The 17,294-nt window shown below is 71.7% G+C and carries 19 protein-coding genes; 11 read left to right on the forward strand and 8 right to left on the reverse strand.

Features of this window, described 5'->3' with window-relative positions; genetic code table 11:
• Positions 1–21 precede the first annotated feature (21 nt).
• Positions 22–1,551, reverse strand: a complete 1,530-nt coding sequence (locus OG867_RS30295; RefSeq protein ID WP_406290205.1) for an SDR family oxidoreductase — start codon at positions 1,549–1,551, stop codon at positions 22–24.
• Between the two features lie 129 nt (positions 1,552–1,680).
• Between OG867_RS30295 and OG867_RS30300 the strand changes: the two genes are divergently transcribed.
• From OG867_RS30300 to OG867_RS30325, 6 genes are all read left to right on the forward strand, one after another.
• The gene (locus tag OG867_RS30300; protein WP_406290208.1) at positions 1,681–2,394 is read left to right on the forward strand and encodes a VanZ family protein; all 714 of its coding nucleotides are present in this window, start codon (positions 1,681–1,683) and stop codon (positions 2,392–2,394) included.
• A 152-nt stretch (positions 2,395–2,546) separates the two neighbouring features.
• Positions 2,547–3,329: a DUF4389 domain-containing protein gene (locus tag OG867_RS30305; RefSeq protein ID WP_328898763.1), complete on the forward strand. Its 783-nt coding sequence runs from the start codon at positions 2,547–2,549 to the stop codon at positions 3,327–3,329.
• A gap of 42 nt (positions 3,330–3,371) precedes the next feature.
• Entirely contained in the window at positions 3,372–3,887 is a 516-nt protein-coding gene (locus OG867_RS30310; protein WP_406290211.1) for a DinB family protein, read from the forward strand.
• Between the two features lie 79 nt (positions 3,888–3,966).
• Positions 3,967–4,680, forward strand: a complete 714-nt coding sequence (locus OG867_RS30315; RefSeq protein ID WP_406290213.1) for a DUF4230 domain-containing protein — start codon at positions 3,967–3,969, stop codon at positions 4,678–4,680.
• Positions 4,681–4,796: 116 nt separating this feature from the next.
• Positions 4,797–5,243, forward strand: a complete 447-nt coding sequence (locus OG867_RS30320) for a nitroreductase family deazaflavin-dependent oxidoreductase (protein WP_328898760.1) — start codon at positions 4,797–4,799, stop codon at positions 5,241–5,243.
• A gap of 67 nt (positions 5,244–5,310) precedes the next feature.
• The gene (locus tag OG867_RS30325; RefSeq protein ID WP_328898759.1) at positions 5,311–5,718 is read left to right on the forward strand and encodes a DUF6221 family protein; all 408 of its coding nucleotides are present in this window, start codon (positions 5,311–5,313) and stop codon (positions 5,716–5,718) included.
• 17 nt (positions 5,719–5,735) lie between these two features.
• Here the strand turns inward: OG867_RS30325 and OG867_RS30330 are convergent, their stop codons facing one another.
• A complete protein-coding gene (locus OG867_RS30330; protein WP_018102948.1) occupies positions 5,736–5,924 on the reverse strand; it encodes a DUF6381 family protein in 189 nt (62 codons plus the stop codon).
• Between the two features lie 154 nt (positions 5,925–6,078).
• On the opposite strand from OG867_RS30330, the gene OG867_RS30335 reads away from it, so the two are divergent.
• Positions 6,079–7,071: a GlxA family transcriptional regulator gene (locus OG867_RS30335; protein WP_406290218.1), complete on the forward strand. Its 993-nt coding sequence runs from the start codon at positions 6,079–6,081 to the stop codon at positions 7,069–7,071.
• A gap of 108 nt (positions 7,072–7,179) precedes the next feature.
• Positions 7,180–7,803 (forward strand): cysteine hydrolase family protein, encoded by a 624-nt coding sequence (locus OG867_RS30340; RefSeq protein ID WP_406290220.1) that lies wholly within the window; start codon positions 7,180–7,182, stop codon positions 7,801–7,803.
• Positions 7,804–7,828: 25 nt separating this feature from the next.
• Here OG867_RS30340 and OG867_RS30345 read toward each other — a convergent pair whose 3' ends face one another.
• The 3 genes from OG867_RS30345 to sigJ all read right to left on the reverse strand — a co-directional run bounded on the left by OG867_RS30345 (position 7,829) and on the right by sigJ (position 10,476).
• Entirely contained in the window at positions 7,829–8,491 is a 663-nt protein-coding gene (locus tag OG867_RS30345) for a DUF4232 domain-containing protein (protein ID WP_406290222.1), read from the reverse strand.
• A gap of 112 nt (positions 8,492–8,603) precedes the next feature.
• Entirely contained in the window at positions 8,604–9,374 is a 771-nt protein-coding gene (locus tag OG867_RS30350) for a uracil-DNA glycosylase (RefSeq protein WP_406291225.1), read from the reverse strand.
• 142 nt (positions 9,375–9,516) lie between these two features.
• Complete coding sequence (gene sigJ, locus OG867_RS30355) at positions 9,517–10,476, reverse strand: RNA polymerase sigma factor SigJ (protein WP_406290224.1); 960 nt, start codon at positions 10,474–10,476, stop codon at positions 9,517–9,519.
• A 217-nt stretch (positions 10,477–10,693) separates the two neighbouring features.
• On the opposite strand from sigJ, the gene OG867_RS30360 reads away from it, so the two are divergent.
• Positions 10,694–12,007, forward strand: a complete 1,314-nt coding sequence (locus OG867_RS30360; RefSeq protein WP_406290226.1) for an acetyl-CoA carboxylase biotin carboxylase subunit family protein — start codon at positions 10,694–10,696, stop codon at positions 12,005–12,007.
• A gap of 35 nt (positions 12,008–12,042) precedes the next feature.
• Entirely contained in the window at positions 12,043–14,079 is a 2,037-nt protein-coding gene (locus OG867_RS30365; RefSeq protein ID WP_406290229.1) for a CocE/NonD family hydrolase, read from the forward strand.
• 21 nt (positions 14,080–14,100) lie between these two features.
• On the opposite strand, the gene OG867_RS30370 is transcribed toward OG867_RS30365, so the two are convergent.
• Both OG867_RS30370 and OG867_RS30375 read right to left on the reverse strand, forming a co-directional pair.
• Positions 14,101–15,294, reverse strand: a complete 1,194-nt coding sequence (locus OG867_RS30370; protein ID WP_406290231.1) for a PP2C family protein-serine/threonine phosphatase — start codon at positions 15,292–15,294, stop codon at positions 14,101–14,103.
• Between the two features lie 128 nt (positions 15,295–15,422).
• Entirely contained in the window at positions 15,423–15,593 is a 171-nt protein-coding gene (locus OG867_RS30375) for a hypothetical protein (RefSeq protein ID WP_026171501.1), read from the reverse strand.
• 237 nt (positions 15,594–15,830) lie between these two features.
• Here OG867_RS30375 and OG867_RS30380 point away from each other — a divergent pair, with 237 nt between their 5' ends.
• Complete coding sequence (locus OG867_RS30380) at positions 15,831–16,712, forward strand: RNA polymerase sigma factor SigF (protein WP_328898750.1); 882 nt, start codon at positions 15,831–15,833, stop codon at positions 16,710–16,712.
• A 27-nt stretch (positions 16,713–16,739) separates the two neighbouring features.
• Here the strand turns inward: OG867_RS30380 and OG867_RS30385 are convergent, their stop codons facing one another.
• Entirely contained in the window at positions 16,740–17,186 is a 447-nt protein-coding gene (locus OG867_RS30385; RefSeq protein ID WP_328898749.1) for an Asp23/Gls24 family envelope stress response protein, read from the reverse strand.
• Between the last annotated feature and the right edge of the window lie 108 nt (positions 17,187–17,294).

A 17,294-nucleotide genomic window follows, 5' to 3' on the forward strand; every position in this document is an offset into this window, starting at 1 on the left:
CGCCGCCCCGGGACTCACCGCTCAGGGCGACACCGCCGGTATCGCCCGTCCGGGTGACGTCCGGTTCTCCGCCGCCCGTGCGATGTTGCGCGCCATCCCGCCGAACACCACGGCGTGGAACGGCGACACGCTCCACCAGTACGCGTGCCCGAGCAGCCCGCGCGGATGGAACAGGGCCCGCTGCCGGTAGCGCGACCGGCCCTCCCCGTCCCGCTCCACGTACATCTCCAGCCAGGCCGGCCCCGGCAGCCGCATCTCCGCCCGCAGCCGCAGCAGCTGCCCCGGTTCGATCTCCTCGACCCGCCAGAAGTCCAGCGAGTCGCCCACCCGCAGCCGGTCCGTGTCGCGCCGGCCGCGCCGCAGACCGACGCCGCCCACCAACCGGTCCAGCCAGCCGCGCACCGCCCAGGCCAGCGGGAACGAATACCAGCCGTGCTCCCCGCCGATGCCCTCCACCACCCGCCACAGGGCCTCGGCCGACGCGTTCACCTCGCGCTCCCGCACGTCCGTGTACAGGCTGCCGCCCGCCCAGTCGGGGTCCGTCGGCAGCGGGTCACTGGGCACGCCCGGCACCGAGGCGGACGACCACCGGGTGGTGACCCGGGCCTCCCGGATCCGTTGCAGCGCCAGGCGCAGTGCCTTGTCGAAGCCGAACGGCTGCCCCGAGCCGTCGGGGACGTACCCCGAGATGTCGTGCTCCCGGCACACCACCTCGTACCGCAGGGACTCGGCGAGCGGCCGGGCGATCGACGCCGGCACGGGGGTGATGAGCCCGACCCAGTGGCTGGAGAGGCCCGGGGACAGCATCGGAACGGGCAGGATCAGCCGGTGCGGAAGCTCCGCCACCTCCGCGTAACGCTGCATCATGTCCCGGTACGTGAGGACGTCGGGACCGCCGATGTCGAAGGTGCGGTTCACGTCCCGGGGCATGCGGGCGCTGCCCACCAGATAGCGCAGCACATCGCGCACGGCGATCGGCTGGATGCGCGTCGACACCCAGCTCGGCGTCACCATCACCGGCAGCCGCTCGGTGAGATAGCGCAGCATCTCGAAGGACGCGGAGCCCGAGCCGATGATGACGGCCGCCCGCAGCGCGGTCGTCGGCACGCCGGAGTCCAGCAGGATGCGCCCGACCTCGGCCCGGGAGCGCAGATGCGGCGACAGCTCCCGCGCGGACACGCCCTCGGGGGTGAGGCCGCCCAGGTAGACGATGCGGCCGACCCCGGCGGCCCGGGCCTGCTCCGCGAAGGCCGTGGCGGCCCGCCGGTCGGTCTCCTCGAAACCGGCCCCGGTCGTCAGCGCGTGCACCAGGTAGTAGGCCACGTCGATGCCGTCCATCGCCGGGGCGAGCGAGGCCGCGTCCGTGACGTCGCCGCGTACGGTCTCCACCTCGCCGGCCCATGGGTGGTCGCGCAGCTTCTCCGGGGTGCGGGCCAGGCACCGCACCCGGTGCCCGGCCGCCAGCAGTTCCGGGACCAGGCGGCCGCCGATGTAGCCGCTGGCGCCGGTGACCAGGCAGTTCAGGGGTGCTTCGGCGTGGTCGTCCGTCATGAGACCTCCGCATCGGTCCGGATACGCCGGGCCATGCGGGACCGGCCCGTCGGGACCAGTCTGACGCCGGGAGGCCCGCCCCGCACGGCGCGGGGGTGTGGTCCGGCGTTCGCGGGGCATCCGTGGCGCATGGACGCAGCGGCGGCAAGACCCCAGCGGGACACGGCCCGGCGCAGAGGATGGGGGCGGCTCCTGCTGCGCGTCTCCATCCTCGTACTCGCCTTCGTGGCCATGGTCGGATTCTCGGTGGTGCTGGCGAAGGTGACGCTCACCCCGTCGCCCGCCTCCGAGGACCTCGTGAAATCGAACCTGCACCCGGGCCGCTCCCTGCGGCAGTACGCCGAGGACTACACGTTCCTCGCGGCGTGCAAGCAGGCCGGCGGCAACCTGGTGCTCGGCATGCCCTTCGGCATCCTGCTGCCCATCCTCGTCCCGCGACGGCTCCGGATGCTCCGCATGTTCGTGCTGACCGTGGGGGTCATCGTCCTCGTGGAACTGGTGCAGGGAGCGGTCGTACGGGGCCGCGCCTTCGACGTGGACGACGTCATCCTCAACACCGCGGGCGCCCTCCTGGCCTATCTGCTGGTGGGGCGGCGCCTGAGCCACCGCTACCACGTCCTCGCCGAGGACCCGGAGCCTGCGGACCGCCCTGAGGCCGCACCCCGTACGAAGGCCGCGGCCCGTACGAAACCGAAGCCCCGGACGAAGCCCGCGGCCGGTGCGAAGCCCGCGCCCCGCTCCAAGGCCGCGCCGCGTCGCACCGGGCGGGCCGCGTCCGCCTGGTCGCGGCTGCGGCACGGCGTCCGCCGCAGCGCCGCGCGCGGCCGGCCGCGCAAGCGCTGACCTGCGGCGGCACGGCGACCCGATCGGCCCGTGGCCGATTGCGGACCGTGTCCGGGGGGCCGACGGTGGAAGGCCACCGGGAGTGCCGCGCACCGGCGCCCGGTGGCCAGGATCGCGGGCCCGGCGCGCGGTCACCGCCGAAGAGGAGCGACATGACCGACGCCCAGTGGAGCCCCGGGCCACGCGCCGGGGACGCCGACGAGTTCCGGCCCGTGCTGGACGTCGTGGAACCCGTCCGCCAGCGGCGGCTCACCGTTCTCTTCCGGCTGCTCCTGCTGATCCCGCACTTCATCGTGCTGTTCTTCCTGGAGATCGGGGCCTTCTTCACCGTCGTCCTCGGCTGGTTCGCCGCCCTGGCGCTCGGCCGGCTGCCCGGGCCCGTCTACCGCTTCCTCGCCCAGGTCCTGGCCTACCGGACCCGGGTCGGCGCGAGCGCCATGCTCCTCGTCGACCGCTACCCGCCCTTCAGCCTGTCCCAGCCGCCGGACCACCCCGTCCGCATCGACGTCCGCCCGACGCGGCTGAACCGGCTCGCCGTGTTCTTCCGGCTGATCCTGGTCATTCCCGCCGCGATCGTGCAGGGTCTCGCCACGTCCGGTTGGTCCGTCCTGGCCGTCCTGTGGTGGCTCATCACCCTGATCCTGGGGCGCATGCCCCGCCCGCTGTTCGAGGCCACGGCGGCCACCCTGCGCTACGAGATGCGGGTCTCCGCCTACTTCTCCCTGCTCAGCCCGGCCTATCCCAAGGGACTCTTCGGCGACGACGACCTCTCCGTACCGCGGGGGCAGCCCCGTTCCGCCACCAGGCCGCTGGTCATGAGCACCGCGGGCAAGGCCCTGGTGGTCCTCTTCCTGGTCCTCGGGCTCGTCGGCGGTGCCACGACGTCCGTGACCCGTTCCGCCTCGGACGGCGACGACTACGGCATGCGCGCGTAAATCGACTCGTAGGAAAAGCTGTTCAGGGTGCATGATCGCCGGATGACTTGGACCGCACCCGCAGCCACCCGTACGCCGGGCTCGCTCGTCGCCGCCGAACGGGAGATGCTCACCGGCTTTCTCGGCTGGTTCCGTTCGACCCTCCTTCAGAAGTGCGCCGGACTCACCGGTGAACAGCTCGCCGAACGGACGGTGGAGCCGTCGAACCTGTCCCTGCTGGGGCTCGTACGCCATATGGCCAAGGTCGAACGCACCTGGTTCCGGCAGCGGTTCGCCGGAGAGGACCTGAAGCCCCTGTACGACCCGGCCAAGGGCAAGGACGCGGACTTCGAGGACCTGGACCCCGCCACGGCCGCCGAGGACTACGCCCAGCTGATCGAGCAGTGCCGGCTCGCCGACGAGATCGTCGCCGGCGCCTCGCTGGACGACACCTTCACCCACGACGGGGAGGTGTACTCGCTCCGCCTCGTCCACGTCCACATGATCGGGGAGTACGCGCGCCACATCGGCCACGCCGACCTGGTGCGCGAGCGGCTGGACGGGGCCACCGGGGCCTGAGTGGCCTTTTCGGGCCCGGGAGTTGACCCAAGGGCGGTCCGCCCTGCGTGAACCCGGCGGGCCGGGTCATACGGACCGTATGACCTCCACCGACCCGGCGACAGAACCGTCCACGAAGCCCGGCCCGGCCGACGACGGCCGGCGCCGCCGTCGTTGGGGCCGTGCGGCCGCCCTGACCGCGGCCGCGCTCGCCCTGCTGTTCCTCGGCACCCGCCTCAGCCTGCTCCCCGGCCTGGGCGACATCTTCGGCGAGGAGACCCACGACCGTTCGGGCCCCGCGGTGCTCAAGTCGATCCAGGACATGAGCAGGTACGAGGCGGCGGCCGGCAACTTCCAGGTCGTGGTCGACCTGGAGAAGGACACCAAGTACGTCCCCGACGTGATCCGGGGCAGCCGCACGCTGTACGTCGGCGCCGGCACCGTGTCCGCGTACGTCGACCTCGGGCGGGTGACGAGCGGGGGAGTGGTCGTGAACAAGGACCGCACCACCGCCGAAATCCGGCTCCCGCACGCGGCCCTGGGCAAACCGGCACTCGACCCCGACCGTTCCTACGCGGTGTCCAAGCAGCGCGGCATCCTCGACCGGCTCGGCGACTTCTTCTCCGACAACCCCGGCAGCGAGCAGGCCGTCAACAAGCTGGCCGCACGCCACATCGGCGACGCGGCGAAGGAGAGCGGCCTGGCGCAGCGCGCCGAGAAGAACACCACCGCGATGCTCAAGGGCCTGCTGGAATCCCTGGGCTTCGAGCAGGTCACGGTCCGCTACGGCACCGAGGGCGCCGGGAGCTCCTGACCGCGACACGACGGCCGGGGCGGATGAGCCCGGCGGCAGAAGGCGTTGAAGCCATGATGAGATGCCGTGGCCGACGACGCGCCACGGCCGGACAGACCGACGACGGGACAGAACGCATGCCTCTCCAGGGCGAGTACGAGCCGAGCCCCTCCCAGTGGGTTCGCGACCAGGTCGAGCAGTACGAGAGCTCGGGCGGCACGGAAGGGACGACGATGCGCGATATGCCCGTCATCGTCCTGACGACCGTGGGCGCCAAGAGCGGGAAGATCCGCAAGACGCCCCTCATGCGCGTCGAGCACGACGGCCGGTACGCGGTGGTCGCCTCCCAGGGCGGCGCCCCGACCCACCCCGTCTGGTACCACAACCTCAAGGCCGAGCCGCGCGCCGAGCTCCAGGACGGCCCCACGCGCCGCGACATGACGGCACGTGAGGTCACCGGCGCGGAGAAGGAGCAGTGGTGGGAGCGCGCGGTCGACGCGTTCCCCGACTACGCCGACTACCAGAAGAAGACGGACCGGCAGATCCCCGTGTTCGTACTGGAGCCGGTGGACGGGAGCCACTGAGGCGCGTCGGGATAGTGTCCAGCTCGGCCCCCAGGGGGTGGGGCCGAGCGGAAGGATGCGAAACCAGATGACGACAGACAACTCCGACCTCGTCGCCTTCGTCAGGGCGCGCCTGGACGAGGAAGAGGACCTCGCGCGGGCGGCCGGCGGCGAGGCATGGCGGTGCCCGGCCGAGTCGCCCGGCGAGATCCACGACCGGGGCGGCGCGATCGCCTTCACGCTGCGCACGCACGGCCACGCCTACGACCGGCACATCGTCCGCCAGGACCCGGCCCGGACGCTGCAGCGCGTCGAGACCCACCGGGTCCTCCTGGACGAGTACGCCGAGGTGGCCGCGCTCGACGTCGACCGCCCGCAGCGCGACTTCGCCTCCGGCCGGGCCTTCGGACTGGGCTTCGTGGTCCGGCAGCTGGCCGCCGAGAACGCCGGGCACCCCGACTACCTGGTGAAGTGGCTGCCCCGGTTCACCCAGTAGCGGAAGGGGCCGCCGGCTCAGAGCGCGTTCGTCCCGTGGTCGCCCTTGGTGGTGACCTGGTCGCTCCGCTCCTGGAGCCGGCGGGCCTTGTCCTGGAGGCGCTGCCGCTCCTGCGGGTCCGATGTGCGCTCGGCGGTCTCCCGCATCTCCTCGGCCTTCGCCCGGATGCGCTCGGCCCGGCCGCCCGTCTCGTCCGCAACGCTCATGATCACTCCAGGTTCTCGGTGGAGAGCCGTCCATCCCAGCGAACCAGCGCGCCCGGGCGCCCGCATCTCGGACGCGGGCGCCCGGTCCCACGGTGTCCGAATGTGACAGGGAACCGTCATTGCGGCCACCCGCGCGGGCGACCAGGATGGAGTCATGTCCACCGCACACCGCGTCGTCATCGCGGTCTTCCCCGGCGTCGATCTCCTCGACGTCTCGGGCCCCGCCGAGGTCTTCGCCCTGGCCAACCGGGTGTCCGAGGGCCGCGACCGCTACGAGGTCCGGCTCGCCGGGCCCGGGGCCGGCGAGGTCCGGACCTCGGCGGGGGTGCGGCTGCTGACCGACCTCACCTTCGGCGAGGTGGGCCGGGAGGTCGACACCCTGCTCGTGCCCGGCGCGGTCGACCTGACCGACGACGGGCCCGTCGCCCGGGTCGACGCGGACATCGTGACCTGGGTGCGGGAGACCGCCCCGCACGCTCGCCGGGTGGCGTCCGTGTGCGTCGGCGCGCATCTGCTGGCCGCCGCCGGGCTCCTGGACGGCAGGACGGCGACCACGCACTGGTCGACGGCCGCCCAGCTCGCCGCCGCGCACCCGGAGGTCACGGTCGACGCGGACCCGATCTTCGTACGCGCCGACCGGGGCCGGGTGTGGACCGGCGCCGGCATCAGCGCCTGCCTGGACCTCGCGCTCGCCCTGGTGGCCGAGGACCTGGGCGAGGACACCGCGCTCGCCGTGGCACGCCAGCTGGTGATGTACCTCAGGCGGCAGGGCGGACAGAGCCAGTTCTCCGTGCCCCTGAGCAGACCGGCCGCCTCCCGGCGCGGGATCGACGCGCTGCGGCTGTGGATCGCGGACCACCTCGACCAGGACCTGTCCGCACCGGTGCTCGCGGCGCGGATGTGCCTGAGCGAGCGCCACTTCGCCCGGGTCTTCAAACAGGAGACCGGAGTCTCCCCGGCCGCCTATGTGGAGTCCGCCCGCGTCGAGGCGGCCCGCCGGCTCCTGGAGACGACCGACGACCCGCTGGACCGGGTGGCTTCCGCTGCCGGACTCGGGTCGGCGGAGACCCTGCACCGTGTGTTCCGGCGGCAGATCGCCACCACCCCGGCCGCCTACCGCCGCCGCTTCCGTACCCACGCGGCCTGACCGCTCCGCACACCCCGACGACCAACCCCCGCCGGCACGGCGGACGGCTTCGCTCTGCCCGAAACCTGCCGACAACCCCGAGAAACAACCCCGAGAAAGGCACCCACCATGACCACGAACCAGCCCTCCGCGACCCTCCGCGAGGTCTCCGGACTGGACGCCCGGCTGCCCCGGCTGAGCGAATCCGTGCTGATCCTCATCGACGTCCAGAACACCTACCGCACCGGCGTCATGGCCCTGGAGGGCGCCGAGGAGGCCGTCGCCGCCTGCGCACGCCTCCTGGACCGGGCCAGGGCGGCCGGCGCACCGGTGGTCCACGTCATCCACGACGGCGGCGAGGGCTCCCCGTACGACATCCGCGAGCACATCGGCGCACTCAGCGACGAGGTGGTGCCCCGGGAGGGCGAGGCGGTGGTGGTCAAGCAGTTCCCGAACTCCTTCCACCGCACGGAGCTGGAGAAGACCCTCACCGCCCTGGGCGCGGCGCCCGGCAGCGGCAAGGACCTGGTACTCGCCGGGTTCATGGCCCACATGTGCGTCACGCACACCGCGCAGGGCGCGTTCAACCTCGGCTACCGGCCCGCCGTCGTCGCCGAGGCCACGGCCACCCGCAGCCTGCCGGCGCCCGACGGCACGGTGGTCCCGGCCGGCACGCTCAAGACCGCCGCGCTGACCGCTGTCGGCGACCTGTTCGCGCCGGTCGCCCCGACGGTGGACGACCTTCCCGCCTGACGGTGGACGCCCCCGGGCGGAGAGGTCAGCGCTCGACCGACGTGGTCGTGAAGCGGTCGCCGCAGACACGGATCTGCGGGTCGCGCAGGGTCAGGGCCTCCTTGGAGCCCGGCGGGTACACCCGCAGGTAGTCCCCCCGCTTCCAGCAGCCGCCGTCCGCGATGCCCTGGTTCAGCGTGTGCAGCACGACGTGCGCCGTCTTGCCGGCAGCCAGCACCGTCGCCCCGTGCGAGGCCCCGTCGCGCTTGGCCGGTGCGCCGATGACGCCGCCGTCACGCTGGATCAGGGACACGCCGGGGAAGCCGTTCAGGGTGCAGGAGTGCCCGGACTTGTTCACGAACGTGAGCTCGTAGTAGACCTGCCCGGCGCCCCCGTGGCCCTGCTTCACGCTCATGCCCAGCCCCTCGGCCGTGCACCGGCCGGGACCGGCGGCGTCGGCCCCGGACTCGCTGGGCGCGGCGGAGGAGGACGGTGCGGTCGCGGGGGGCGAGGAGGCCGGGGCGGACGGCTGCGGCGAGGTCTGCGCGGGGCCCGTCGTCCCGGCGTGGGCCGCGGGCGTGGCCGCGCCCTCCGATGCGGAGCCGTCGTCGTTGCAGCCCGCCGCGACGAGGGCGAATGACATCATCGCGACGGGCACGAGGAGGCGGCGGCGGAGCGTACGCGTGGTGGTGCGAGAAAGTGTGCCCATAACGGGCGCCTGCTCGATTTTCTGTGATGCCAATCTGATGATCTGGCAAAAAATCCCGTGAGCCCGCGAAACGCCTCGAAAAATGCCGCTCACCGTCTCCGGCGCGGCCCGGTCATTCCGGATCCGGCCGGACCACCGGCAACCCCGCCGTCTCCGCCGCCTCGGCCAGCACCTCGCGGAGCATCGCCGGGGTGAGCCGGCCGGTGAAGACGTTGCGTTGGCTGACGTGGTAGCAGCCGAACACCGTCAGCGGGCCGTCCGCCCCGTCGGCCGGTTCCAGCACCGTACGGGCCCCGTGGCCGAACACCGGCCTGGGCCGGGGCACCCGGAGCCCGGCCGGTTCCAGGGCGGCCAGGGTCGTCTGCCAGCCGAAGCCGCCGAGCACGACGACCGACCGCACCGTGGGCCGCAGCAGCTGGAGCTCCCGGGCCAGCCACGGCCGGCACCTGTCCCGCTCGCCCGGCGTGGGGCGGTTGGCGGGCGGCGCGCAGTGCACGGGGGACGTCACCCGGACCCCGTACAGTTCGAGCCCGTCGGCCAGGTCCGTCACCGTGGACCGGGAGGCCAGCCCCAGCTCGTACAGCGTGGCGTACAGCAGGTCGCCGGCCCGGTCGCCGGTGAACATCCTGCCGGTCCGGTTCCCGCCGTGCGCGGCGGGCGCCAGGCCCGTGATGGCCAGGGAGGCGTCGGGGGGCCCGAAGCCGGGTACGGGACGCGCCCAGTACTCCCAGTCGCGGAACGCGGGGCGCTTGATGCGGGCGGTCTCCTCGCGCCACTCCACCAGGCGGGGACAGGCGCGGCACGTGACCAGCCGCCCGTCGAGCTCGGCCGGCGTACGGGAGCGGGCGGCGGCCCGTACGGGGTAGTCCTCGGCGGTGCACATGATCGACCCGCTCCCGTCTTCCGGGTTCCCTGCCGGTGGCGTGCTCACCGGAACGAGCGTACCCAGGGAGAACGGACCGCGGTACGAGCTCAAGAGGGACCTGACCGGGTCTGCGCCAACCGCGTGGCGACGGCCGGCCGGCCTACCCGCCCCACGACTGAGGCGCCGCCCCGGACCCGCCGTGCCCGGGCCAGGTCCGCAGCTTCTCCGGGTTGCGTACCGCCCAGATGCGGTGCACACGGTCCCCGGCGAGGCCGAACGCGGCCACGGTGACGGTGACCCCGGCGTGCTCGGCGACCAGGCCGGGCCGCCCGTTCACCGTGCGTTCCAGCAGCAGGAGCCCGGGCACCTTGTCCGCGAAGTGGACCAGGTACTGGGCGACCCGCTCGGCGCCCTCGACCGGGCGCAGGGCCGCCCCGGCCAGCCCGCCGCCGTCGGTGATCATCGCCGCCTCCGGATCGAGGAGCCCGATGAGCGCCCCGATGTCCTTGGCCTCCCAGGCGTCCTTGAACTCCCGCACCAGGGCCGCCTGCCCGGTCGCCGGCACCGCCTCGGCGCGGGAGTCCCGGAGGCGCCGGCGAGCCGACGCGGCGAGCTGCCGGCAGGCCGGGGCGCTCCGGCCGACGATGTCCGCCACCTCCGCGAAGGGATACCGGAACACGTCGTGCAGGATGAACGTCACCCGCTCGGCCGGGGTCATGGACTCCAGCACCACCAGGAAGGCCATGTTCACGGACTCGTCCAGGGTGACCCGGTCCGCCGGGTCGGCCCGGTCGTCGCGGCCGCCGTCGGCGCGTCCGCCGACCCACTCGGAGCGGTCCGGCAGCGGCTCCGGTATCCACTCACCGACGTAACGCTCCCGCCTGACCCGCGCCGAGCCCAGCACGTCGAGGCAGACCCGGCTGGCCACCGTCGTCAGCCACGCCCCGGGCGACGCGATGGCGTCCCGCTGCTCAGGTGACATCGCGTACCACCGGGCGTACGTCTCCTGTACCGCGTCCTCCGCCTCGGCGACCGAACCGAGCATCCGGTAGGCGAGGTTCATCAGCTGACGCCGCTCGCCCATGACGGCGCTGAGGTCCGGCTCGGAAGGTGTGCTCATGTACGTGACCGCCCCTGCTCGTCGTCGTGCGTTTCCGCTGCTGACGGTCCGACGGAACAGCGCACCGGAATGTGAGGCGCGGATCGCCCCGCCCCATCCTGCACGCGGCCGGCTTCCTCGTCCTCGCCTCGGTGCGGGTGGTGCCGGGGACCGCCCACGCGGCCATTGATCCCGCCGATGGGGGGTACGCGCCGGGGACCCCACGAAAGGACGACGCGTGTCCCCACAGCGGAAGAACATCTTCGTACTCGGTCTGGACGAGGCGAACCTGCCGACCCTGAACGCACTCCCCGACGCGGCCGGATACCGGCTCCATCCCCTGCTGACCATCGAGGAGTTGCAGGGGGGCGAGGTGTCGGTCACCGGCCTGATGGAACGGGCCCGCGCGGTACTCGACGCGCACGAGGGAACCGTCGACGCGATCGTCGGCTACTGGGACTTCCCCGTCAGCACGCTCGTGCCGATGCTCGGCCGCGAGTACGGCACCCGCACCACCAGCCTGGAATCCGTCGTCAAGTGCGAGCACAAGTACTGGAGCCGACTGGAACAGCGGAAGGCCACCGACGCCCTGCCCGGCTTCGGCCGGGTCGACCTCGACAGCGACGACCCGCAGCCGCCCGAGGGCGTCGGCTTCCCCATGTGGCTCAAGCCCGCCCTCGCCTACTCCTCCGAACTCGCCTACGGAGTCGCGGACATGGCCGAGTTCCGGGCCGCCGTGGAGACCATACGCAAAGGCATCGGCCGGGTCGGCAAGCCCTTTGACGAGGTGCTGGAACTCCTCGACCTGCCGCCGGAGATGGAGGGGATCGGCGGACAGGTCTGCCTCGCCGAGGAGGCCATGACCGGCATCCAGGTCGCCGTCGAGGGCTACGCGAGCAACGGCGAGGTGACCGTCTACGGGGTGCTCGACTCCATCAACTACCCCGACTCCCCGTGCTTCCTGCGCCACCAGTATCCGAGCACCCTGCCCCCGGCGGTGGTCCACCAGCTGCACGAGGTCAGCGAGCGGACCATCCGACAGATCGGCATGGACGCGGCGACGTTCAGCATCGAGTACTTCTACGACCCGAAGACCGGACAGGTCAGCCTGCTGGAGATCAACCCCCGCCACTCCCAGTCCCACGCGGAACTCTTCCAGTACGTCGACGGCGTCCCCAACCACCACCGGATGATCCGCCTCGCCCTCGGCGAGGACCCCGTGGTCCCCGGCGGCGACGGCCCGTACCGCATGGCCGCCAAGTGGTACTACCGCTGGTTCGGCGAGGGAACGGTCCGCGAGGTCCCCACCCCGGAGAGGATCGCGGCCATCGAGCGCGAGATACCCGGCGTACGCGTCGACATGGTGCCGTCCGAGGGCCAGAAGCTCTCCACCGTCCCCCAGCAGGACAGCTACAGCTACGAGATCGCCCACATCTTCACCGGAGCGGACGACGAGGAAGGGCTGCGGCGCAAGTTCGACCAGTGCGTGGCCGCGCTCGGCCTCACCTTCGAGGACACCGCACCGGGCGGCCGCGACGTCAAGGCGTCGTGAACACCGCCGCGAAGAGGAAGGAGCAGAGCACAGGTATGCGACACGTCGACCGACTGCCGTACGAGGTCAGCCAAGAGGACCACGTCATCATCACCATGTCGGACGGGGTCCGGCTGTCGGCGAGGATCTGGCGCCCCACCACCTCCGACCGCCAACCGGTACCGGCGATCCTGGAGGCCGTCCCGTACCGCAAGAACGACCTGACCTCCACCCGCGACGCGATCCACCACCCGTACATCGCGGGCCACGGCTACGCCTGCGTACGCGTGGACCTGCGGGGCACCGGCGAGTCCGAGGGCGTCCTGCTGGACGAATACCTGGAACGCGAACAGCGCGACGCCGAGGAGGTCCTCGCCTGGCTCGCCGAGCAGCCCTGGTGCGACGGGAAGACCGGCATGATGGGCATCTCCTGGGGCGGGTTCGCCGCGCTCCAGGTCGCCGCCCGCCGCCCGCCGAGCCTCGGCGCCATCGTCATCGCGTCCTTCACCGACGACCGGTACGCGGACGACATGCATTACGTCGGCGGCGCGATGCTCTCCGACAACCTGGCCGAGGCGGGCACCATGTTCGCCTACTCCACCTGCCCGCCCGACCCCGCCGCCGTCGGCGACCGCTGGCGCGACATGTGGCACGAACGGCTGGACTCCGCACGCCCCTGGGTCCTCGAATGGCTGCGCCACCAGGAACGCGACGACTACTGGCGGCACGCCTCGCTCAGCGAGGACTACCAGGCGCTGCGATGCCCCGTGCTCGCCTCCAGCGGCTGGGCCGACGGCTACTCCAACGCCGTCACCCGGCTCCTGAGCCGCGTCGACGTCCCCCGCAAGGGCCTCATCGGGCCCTGGTCGCACAAGCTGCCCCACCTGGGCGAGCCCGGGCCGGCCATCGGCTACCTCCAGGAGGTCGTGCGGTGGTGGGACCACTGGCTCAAGGGCGTCGAGAACGGGGTCATGGACGGGCCCATGATCCGGGCCTGGATGCAGGAGAGCGTGCCCCCCTCCACCTCCTACCAGGAACGTCCCGGCCGCTGGGTCGGGGAGCCGGGCTGGCCGTCCCCGCACATCGAGGAGGTTCCGCACCCGCTCCGGGACCACCGCATCATCCGCGGCGACCAGGACCCGGCGACCGGGGCGGAGGAACGCGTCCACACCGTGCAGTCACCGCTCTCCGTAGGCCAGTTCGCCGGCAAGTGGGCCTCGTACAACGCCCCGCCGGACCTGCCCTACGACCAGCGCGAGGAGGACGGCGGCTCCTTGGTCTTCGAGACCGCGCCGCTGCCCGAGCGTGTCGAGATCCTGGGCGCGCCCTCGGTGGACCTGCTCGTCTCCTCCTCCCGGGAGACCGGGCAGGTCGCGGTGCGGCTCTCCGACGTGGCCCCGGACGGCCGGGCCACCCGGGTCACCTACGGTGTACTCAACCTCGCCCACCGCTCCGGCGCGGACCGGCCCGAACCCCTGGAGCCCGGCGAGCCGTACCCGGTGCGGGTCCCGCTCAACGGGGTCGCCCAGGTCTTCCCGGCGGGCCACCGCATCCGCCTCTCGCTCTCCACCTCGTACTGGCCGTTGGTCTGGCCCGCCGCCGCGCCCGCCTGCCTGAGCGTGTACGAGAGCGGCAGCCGCCTCACGCTGCCCGTCCGCCCGGCCGAGGCACCGGACGGGATGCCCGAGGTGCCCTTCGGCGAGCCGGAGGGGTGCGCGCCGCCCGAGGTCACCCAGCTCACCGAACCCGAACAGGCGTGGACCGTGACCAGGAACCTGGTCGACTACCACTCCGCGCTCGACATCGTGAAGGACCGGGGCATCCAGCGGTTCGAGGAGAACGGCATCGAGGTGGGGCTGCGGGCCTGCGAGAAGTACACCTCCGTCGCGGACGACTTCGGCTCGGTGAGCGGCGAGTCCGCCTGGACCATGCGGTTCCGGCGTACCGGCTGGGACGTACGCGTGGAGACCCGCACCATGCTGACCTCCGACGCCACCGCGTTCCACGTGGACGCCACGCTCGACGGCTACGAGGACGGCCGGCGGGTCTTCTCCCGCACCTGGAACGAGAGCGTGCCGAGGTCGAACCTGTGAGCCCGTGACGCCCGCTGGGCCCTACGACTCCGTGGGGCCCGGATGCCACTCCAGCATCATGATCGTGGCGTCGTCGCTCAGCCGGTCGTGCTGGTAGTCCCGGATGGAGTGGATGAGCTGCCGCAGCGCCTCCGACGCGGGCTCCCCGGCGGCCGTGGCGCGGATGATCGAGGCCGTGAAGCGGTTCAGGCCGAACTGCGTGCCGTCCGCCATACGGGCCTCGGTCACCCCGTCCGTGTACAGCAGGATCCGGTCACCGGGCAGCAGGGGCACCTCGTGGACGACCCGCTCCGCCTCGCAGATCATGCCCGGGGTGCCCAGGGGCGGTTCGCTCGGGCGGTCCAGGGCGTTGTCCAGGACGCGGTTCTCACGGATCAGCAGCGGGGGCGGGTGGCCGCAGTTGATCCAGCTCAGGATGCCGCTGGACATGTCCAGTTGCAGGGCGACGCCGGTGCAGAACTGGTCGGGCAGCCACTCGGCCAGCGCACCGTCGACCGTCCTGACGAGTTCCCGCAGCCCCGACCCCCTGCGCCGGGCGCTGCGGCAGCCGGCGACCGCGATCGCGCTGGTCAGCCCGGACGCCAGGTTGTGGCCCATCGCGTCGAGGATGACCGCGTGCAGCGTCGACTCCGTCAGCGAGTGGTCGAAGGCGTCGCCGCCCAGTTCGTACGCCGGTTCCAGCACCGCCGTGGACAGCGCCCGGTCCTCACCGACCGCGCGCGGCGGCAGCAGGGCCCGCACCATCTCGGCGGGCAGCGTCATCGTCTCCGTACGCGCCCGCTGCACGAACCGGTCGCTGAACGCGCGCTTCGACGTGATCGCCATCGCCAGGACGGACGCCAGACTCGCGCACCGTTCGAGCAGCGTCCTGTCCAGCGCGTCCACCTGGACACCGATGACCCCCAGCCGCTCCACCCCGTCCACCAGAGGCAGCCAGGCGATCAGCGACTCGGTGTCCGTCGTCTCGACGCGCAGGGCCAGCGAGCGGAAGGCCGAACCGGCCAGGGACGCGTCCACGTGGAGCTGCGCCTCGCCGGAGAGCGGGGAGAGGCGCTGCTGCTGGAGGTCGACGATGTAGATCTCCACCCGGCGCAGGCCCAGCAGACCGGCGTACCGGTTGACCAGAGCCGGCAGGTCGGTCGGCGCGGTGGCGTGCACCTCCGCCAGAAACCCGTGCATCAGCCGCTCGCCGTCACTGGTGGGGGAGTGAGTCATGGGAGTATCACCCGTCCGGCAGATGTCTGCGCACTGATGAAAAGGCATACGGAAAAGTGAGGGCCGGCCGGGAAATTCCCGGCCGGCCCTCACTTTATGTGCCGCTGCGACGTATCGCCCGGTCAGATCTACCAGCGATACCAGCGACCTCGCTTCCCGCCACCGCCCGCAGGCCGGACGACGAACCCGAGCAGCCACACCACAAGTACGGCGATGGCTATCCACCACAGGGCCTTCAGGGCGAAACCCGCCCCGAAGAGAATGAGCGCAAGCAGAAGAACCAGAATCACGGGAACCATGGGTATCAACCTCCGAAGCATCAGATGCCCCGGCCCCCTCCCTGTATTCCTGGAAAACCCCTGACTTTTCCGGGGAAGAGCGGGAAGGAGATTCAAAATGCCGGCGCGCAGGTGCCACCGACGCCACGTCAGGTGACGGACCCGCCAAGGATCTTGTCGCACAGGTGTGTGGAACGCATGGCTCCGGGTAGTCGCAGCTTCGCGCGTGCGTAAGCAGGCGCTGTCCGACGGAAGGGAATGATCGCCATGCCGACATCCGTATCTGCGCAGGTGCCGGGGACCACGACAGGTGCACCGGCCGAACTCCCGGAGATCGCCGACCCGTTGAAGGTCGCACCCAAGGACGCCCGGGCACTCAGCAAGCTGTTCTTCGACCGGTTGCAGACCCTCGAAGAAGGCACGGCGGAGTACCAGTACGCCCGCAATACACTCATCGAGATGAACCTCACCCTGGTGCACTTCGCCGCGGCCCGGTACCGCAACCGCGGCAACGGCCAGATGGAGGACATCATCCAGGTGGGCACCATCGGTCTCATCAAGGCCATCGACCGCTTCGAACTCAGCAGGGAAGTCGAATTCACCTCATTCGCCATTCCCTATATCGTCGGTGAGATCAAGCGCTTCTTCCGGGACACCACCTGGTCCGTCCATGTGCCCCGGCGGCTCCAAGAGCTCCGGGTCACCCTCGCCAAGGCCAAGGAGGAGTTGGCCACCTCCTTCGGCCGGGAGGCCACGGTGGCGGAACTGGCGGAACGCCTCGGCATCAGCGAGGAGGAAGTGATCGAGGGCCTGGTCGCCTCCAACGGCTACACCGCGCACTCGCTGGACGTACCCCTCGACGGGGCGGAGTCCGACAGCCCCAGCGGGGTGAGCCGCACCCACGCGGACATCACCGGCGAGTGCGACCCGGGGATCGAACTGGTCGAGAACCTGCACGCCCTGGCGCCCCTGCTGGAGACGCTGGACGAACGGGAGCGCGCCATCGTCCAGATGCGCTTCGGCCAGGAGATGACGCAGTCCCAGATAGGTGAACGTCTCGGTCTCTCCCAGATGCATGTCTCACGGCTGATCGCCCGCATACTGGGCCGGCTCCGCGAAGGCATCCTCACCGAGGACTAAGACCTGTCCACGGGCTCGCCGGGCCCGTCACTGGACGCGACGCGAGGACGACTCGTCCTCGTCCTCGTCGTCGTCCGAACCCGGCACATGGACATCGGTGACGTTGATGTTGATCTCGACCACTTCGAGACCGGTCATCGTCTCGACCGCGTCCGTGACGTTCGTACGGAGGCTGCGCGCGGTGTCCAGGATGGGGGCGCCGTACTCCACGACGATGTCGAGGTCGATGGCGGTCTGCTTCTCGCCTACCTCCACCTTGACGCCCCGCCCCGGGTCACTGGAGCGGGAGACCTTGTCCTTGACGGCTCCGAGCGCTCGCGACGGGCCCTTGCCGACGGAATTGACCCCGTCGGTCTCCCGTACCGCGATACCGGCGATGGTCGACACCACGTTGTCCGCGATGGTCGTCGTCCCTCGCGTCCCGCCTGCCGCGCCGCCTTCCAGCTGGGTGCCGCCGCTTTCGTTGGTCGCCATGAGTTCCTCACACGGAGAGCTGGGGTTGGGGAAGGGGCCGCCCGGCGGAAGCCGTTCCGCCCCTCCTCCCACTCTCCTCCGGCTCCCGCGCCCCCGCCATTCGGGTGA

The organism is Streptomyces sp. NBC_00209 (assembly GCF_045206345.1).
Taxonomy (GTDB): Bacteria; Actinomycetota; Actinomycetes; order Streptomycetales; family Streptomycetaceae; genus Streptomyces.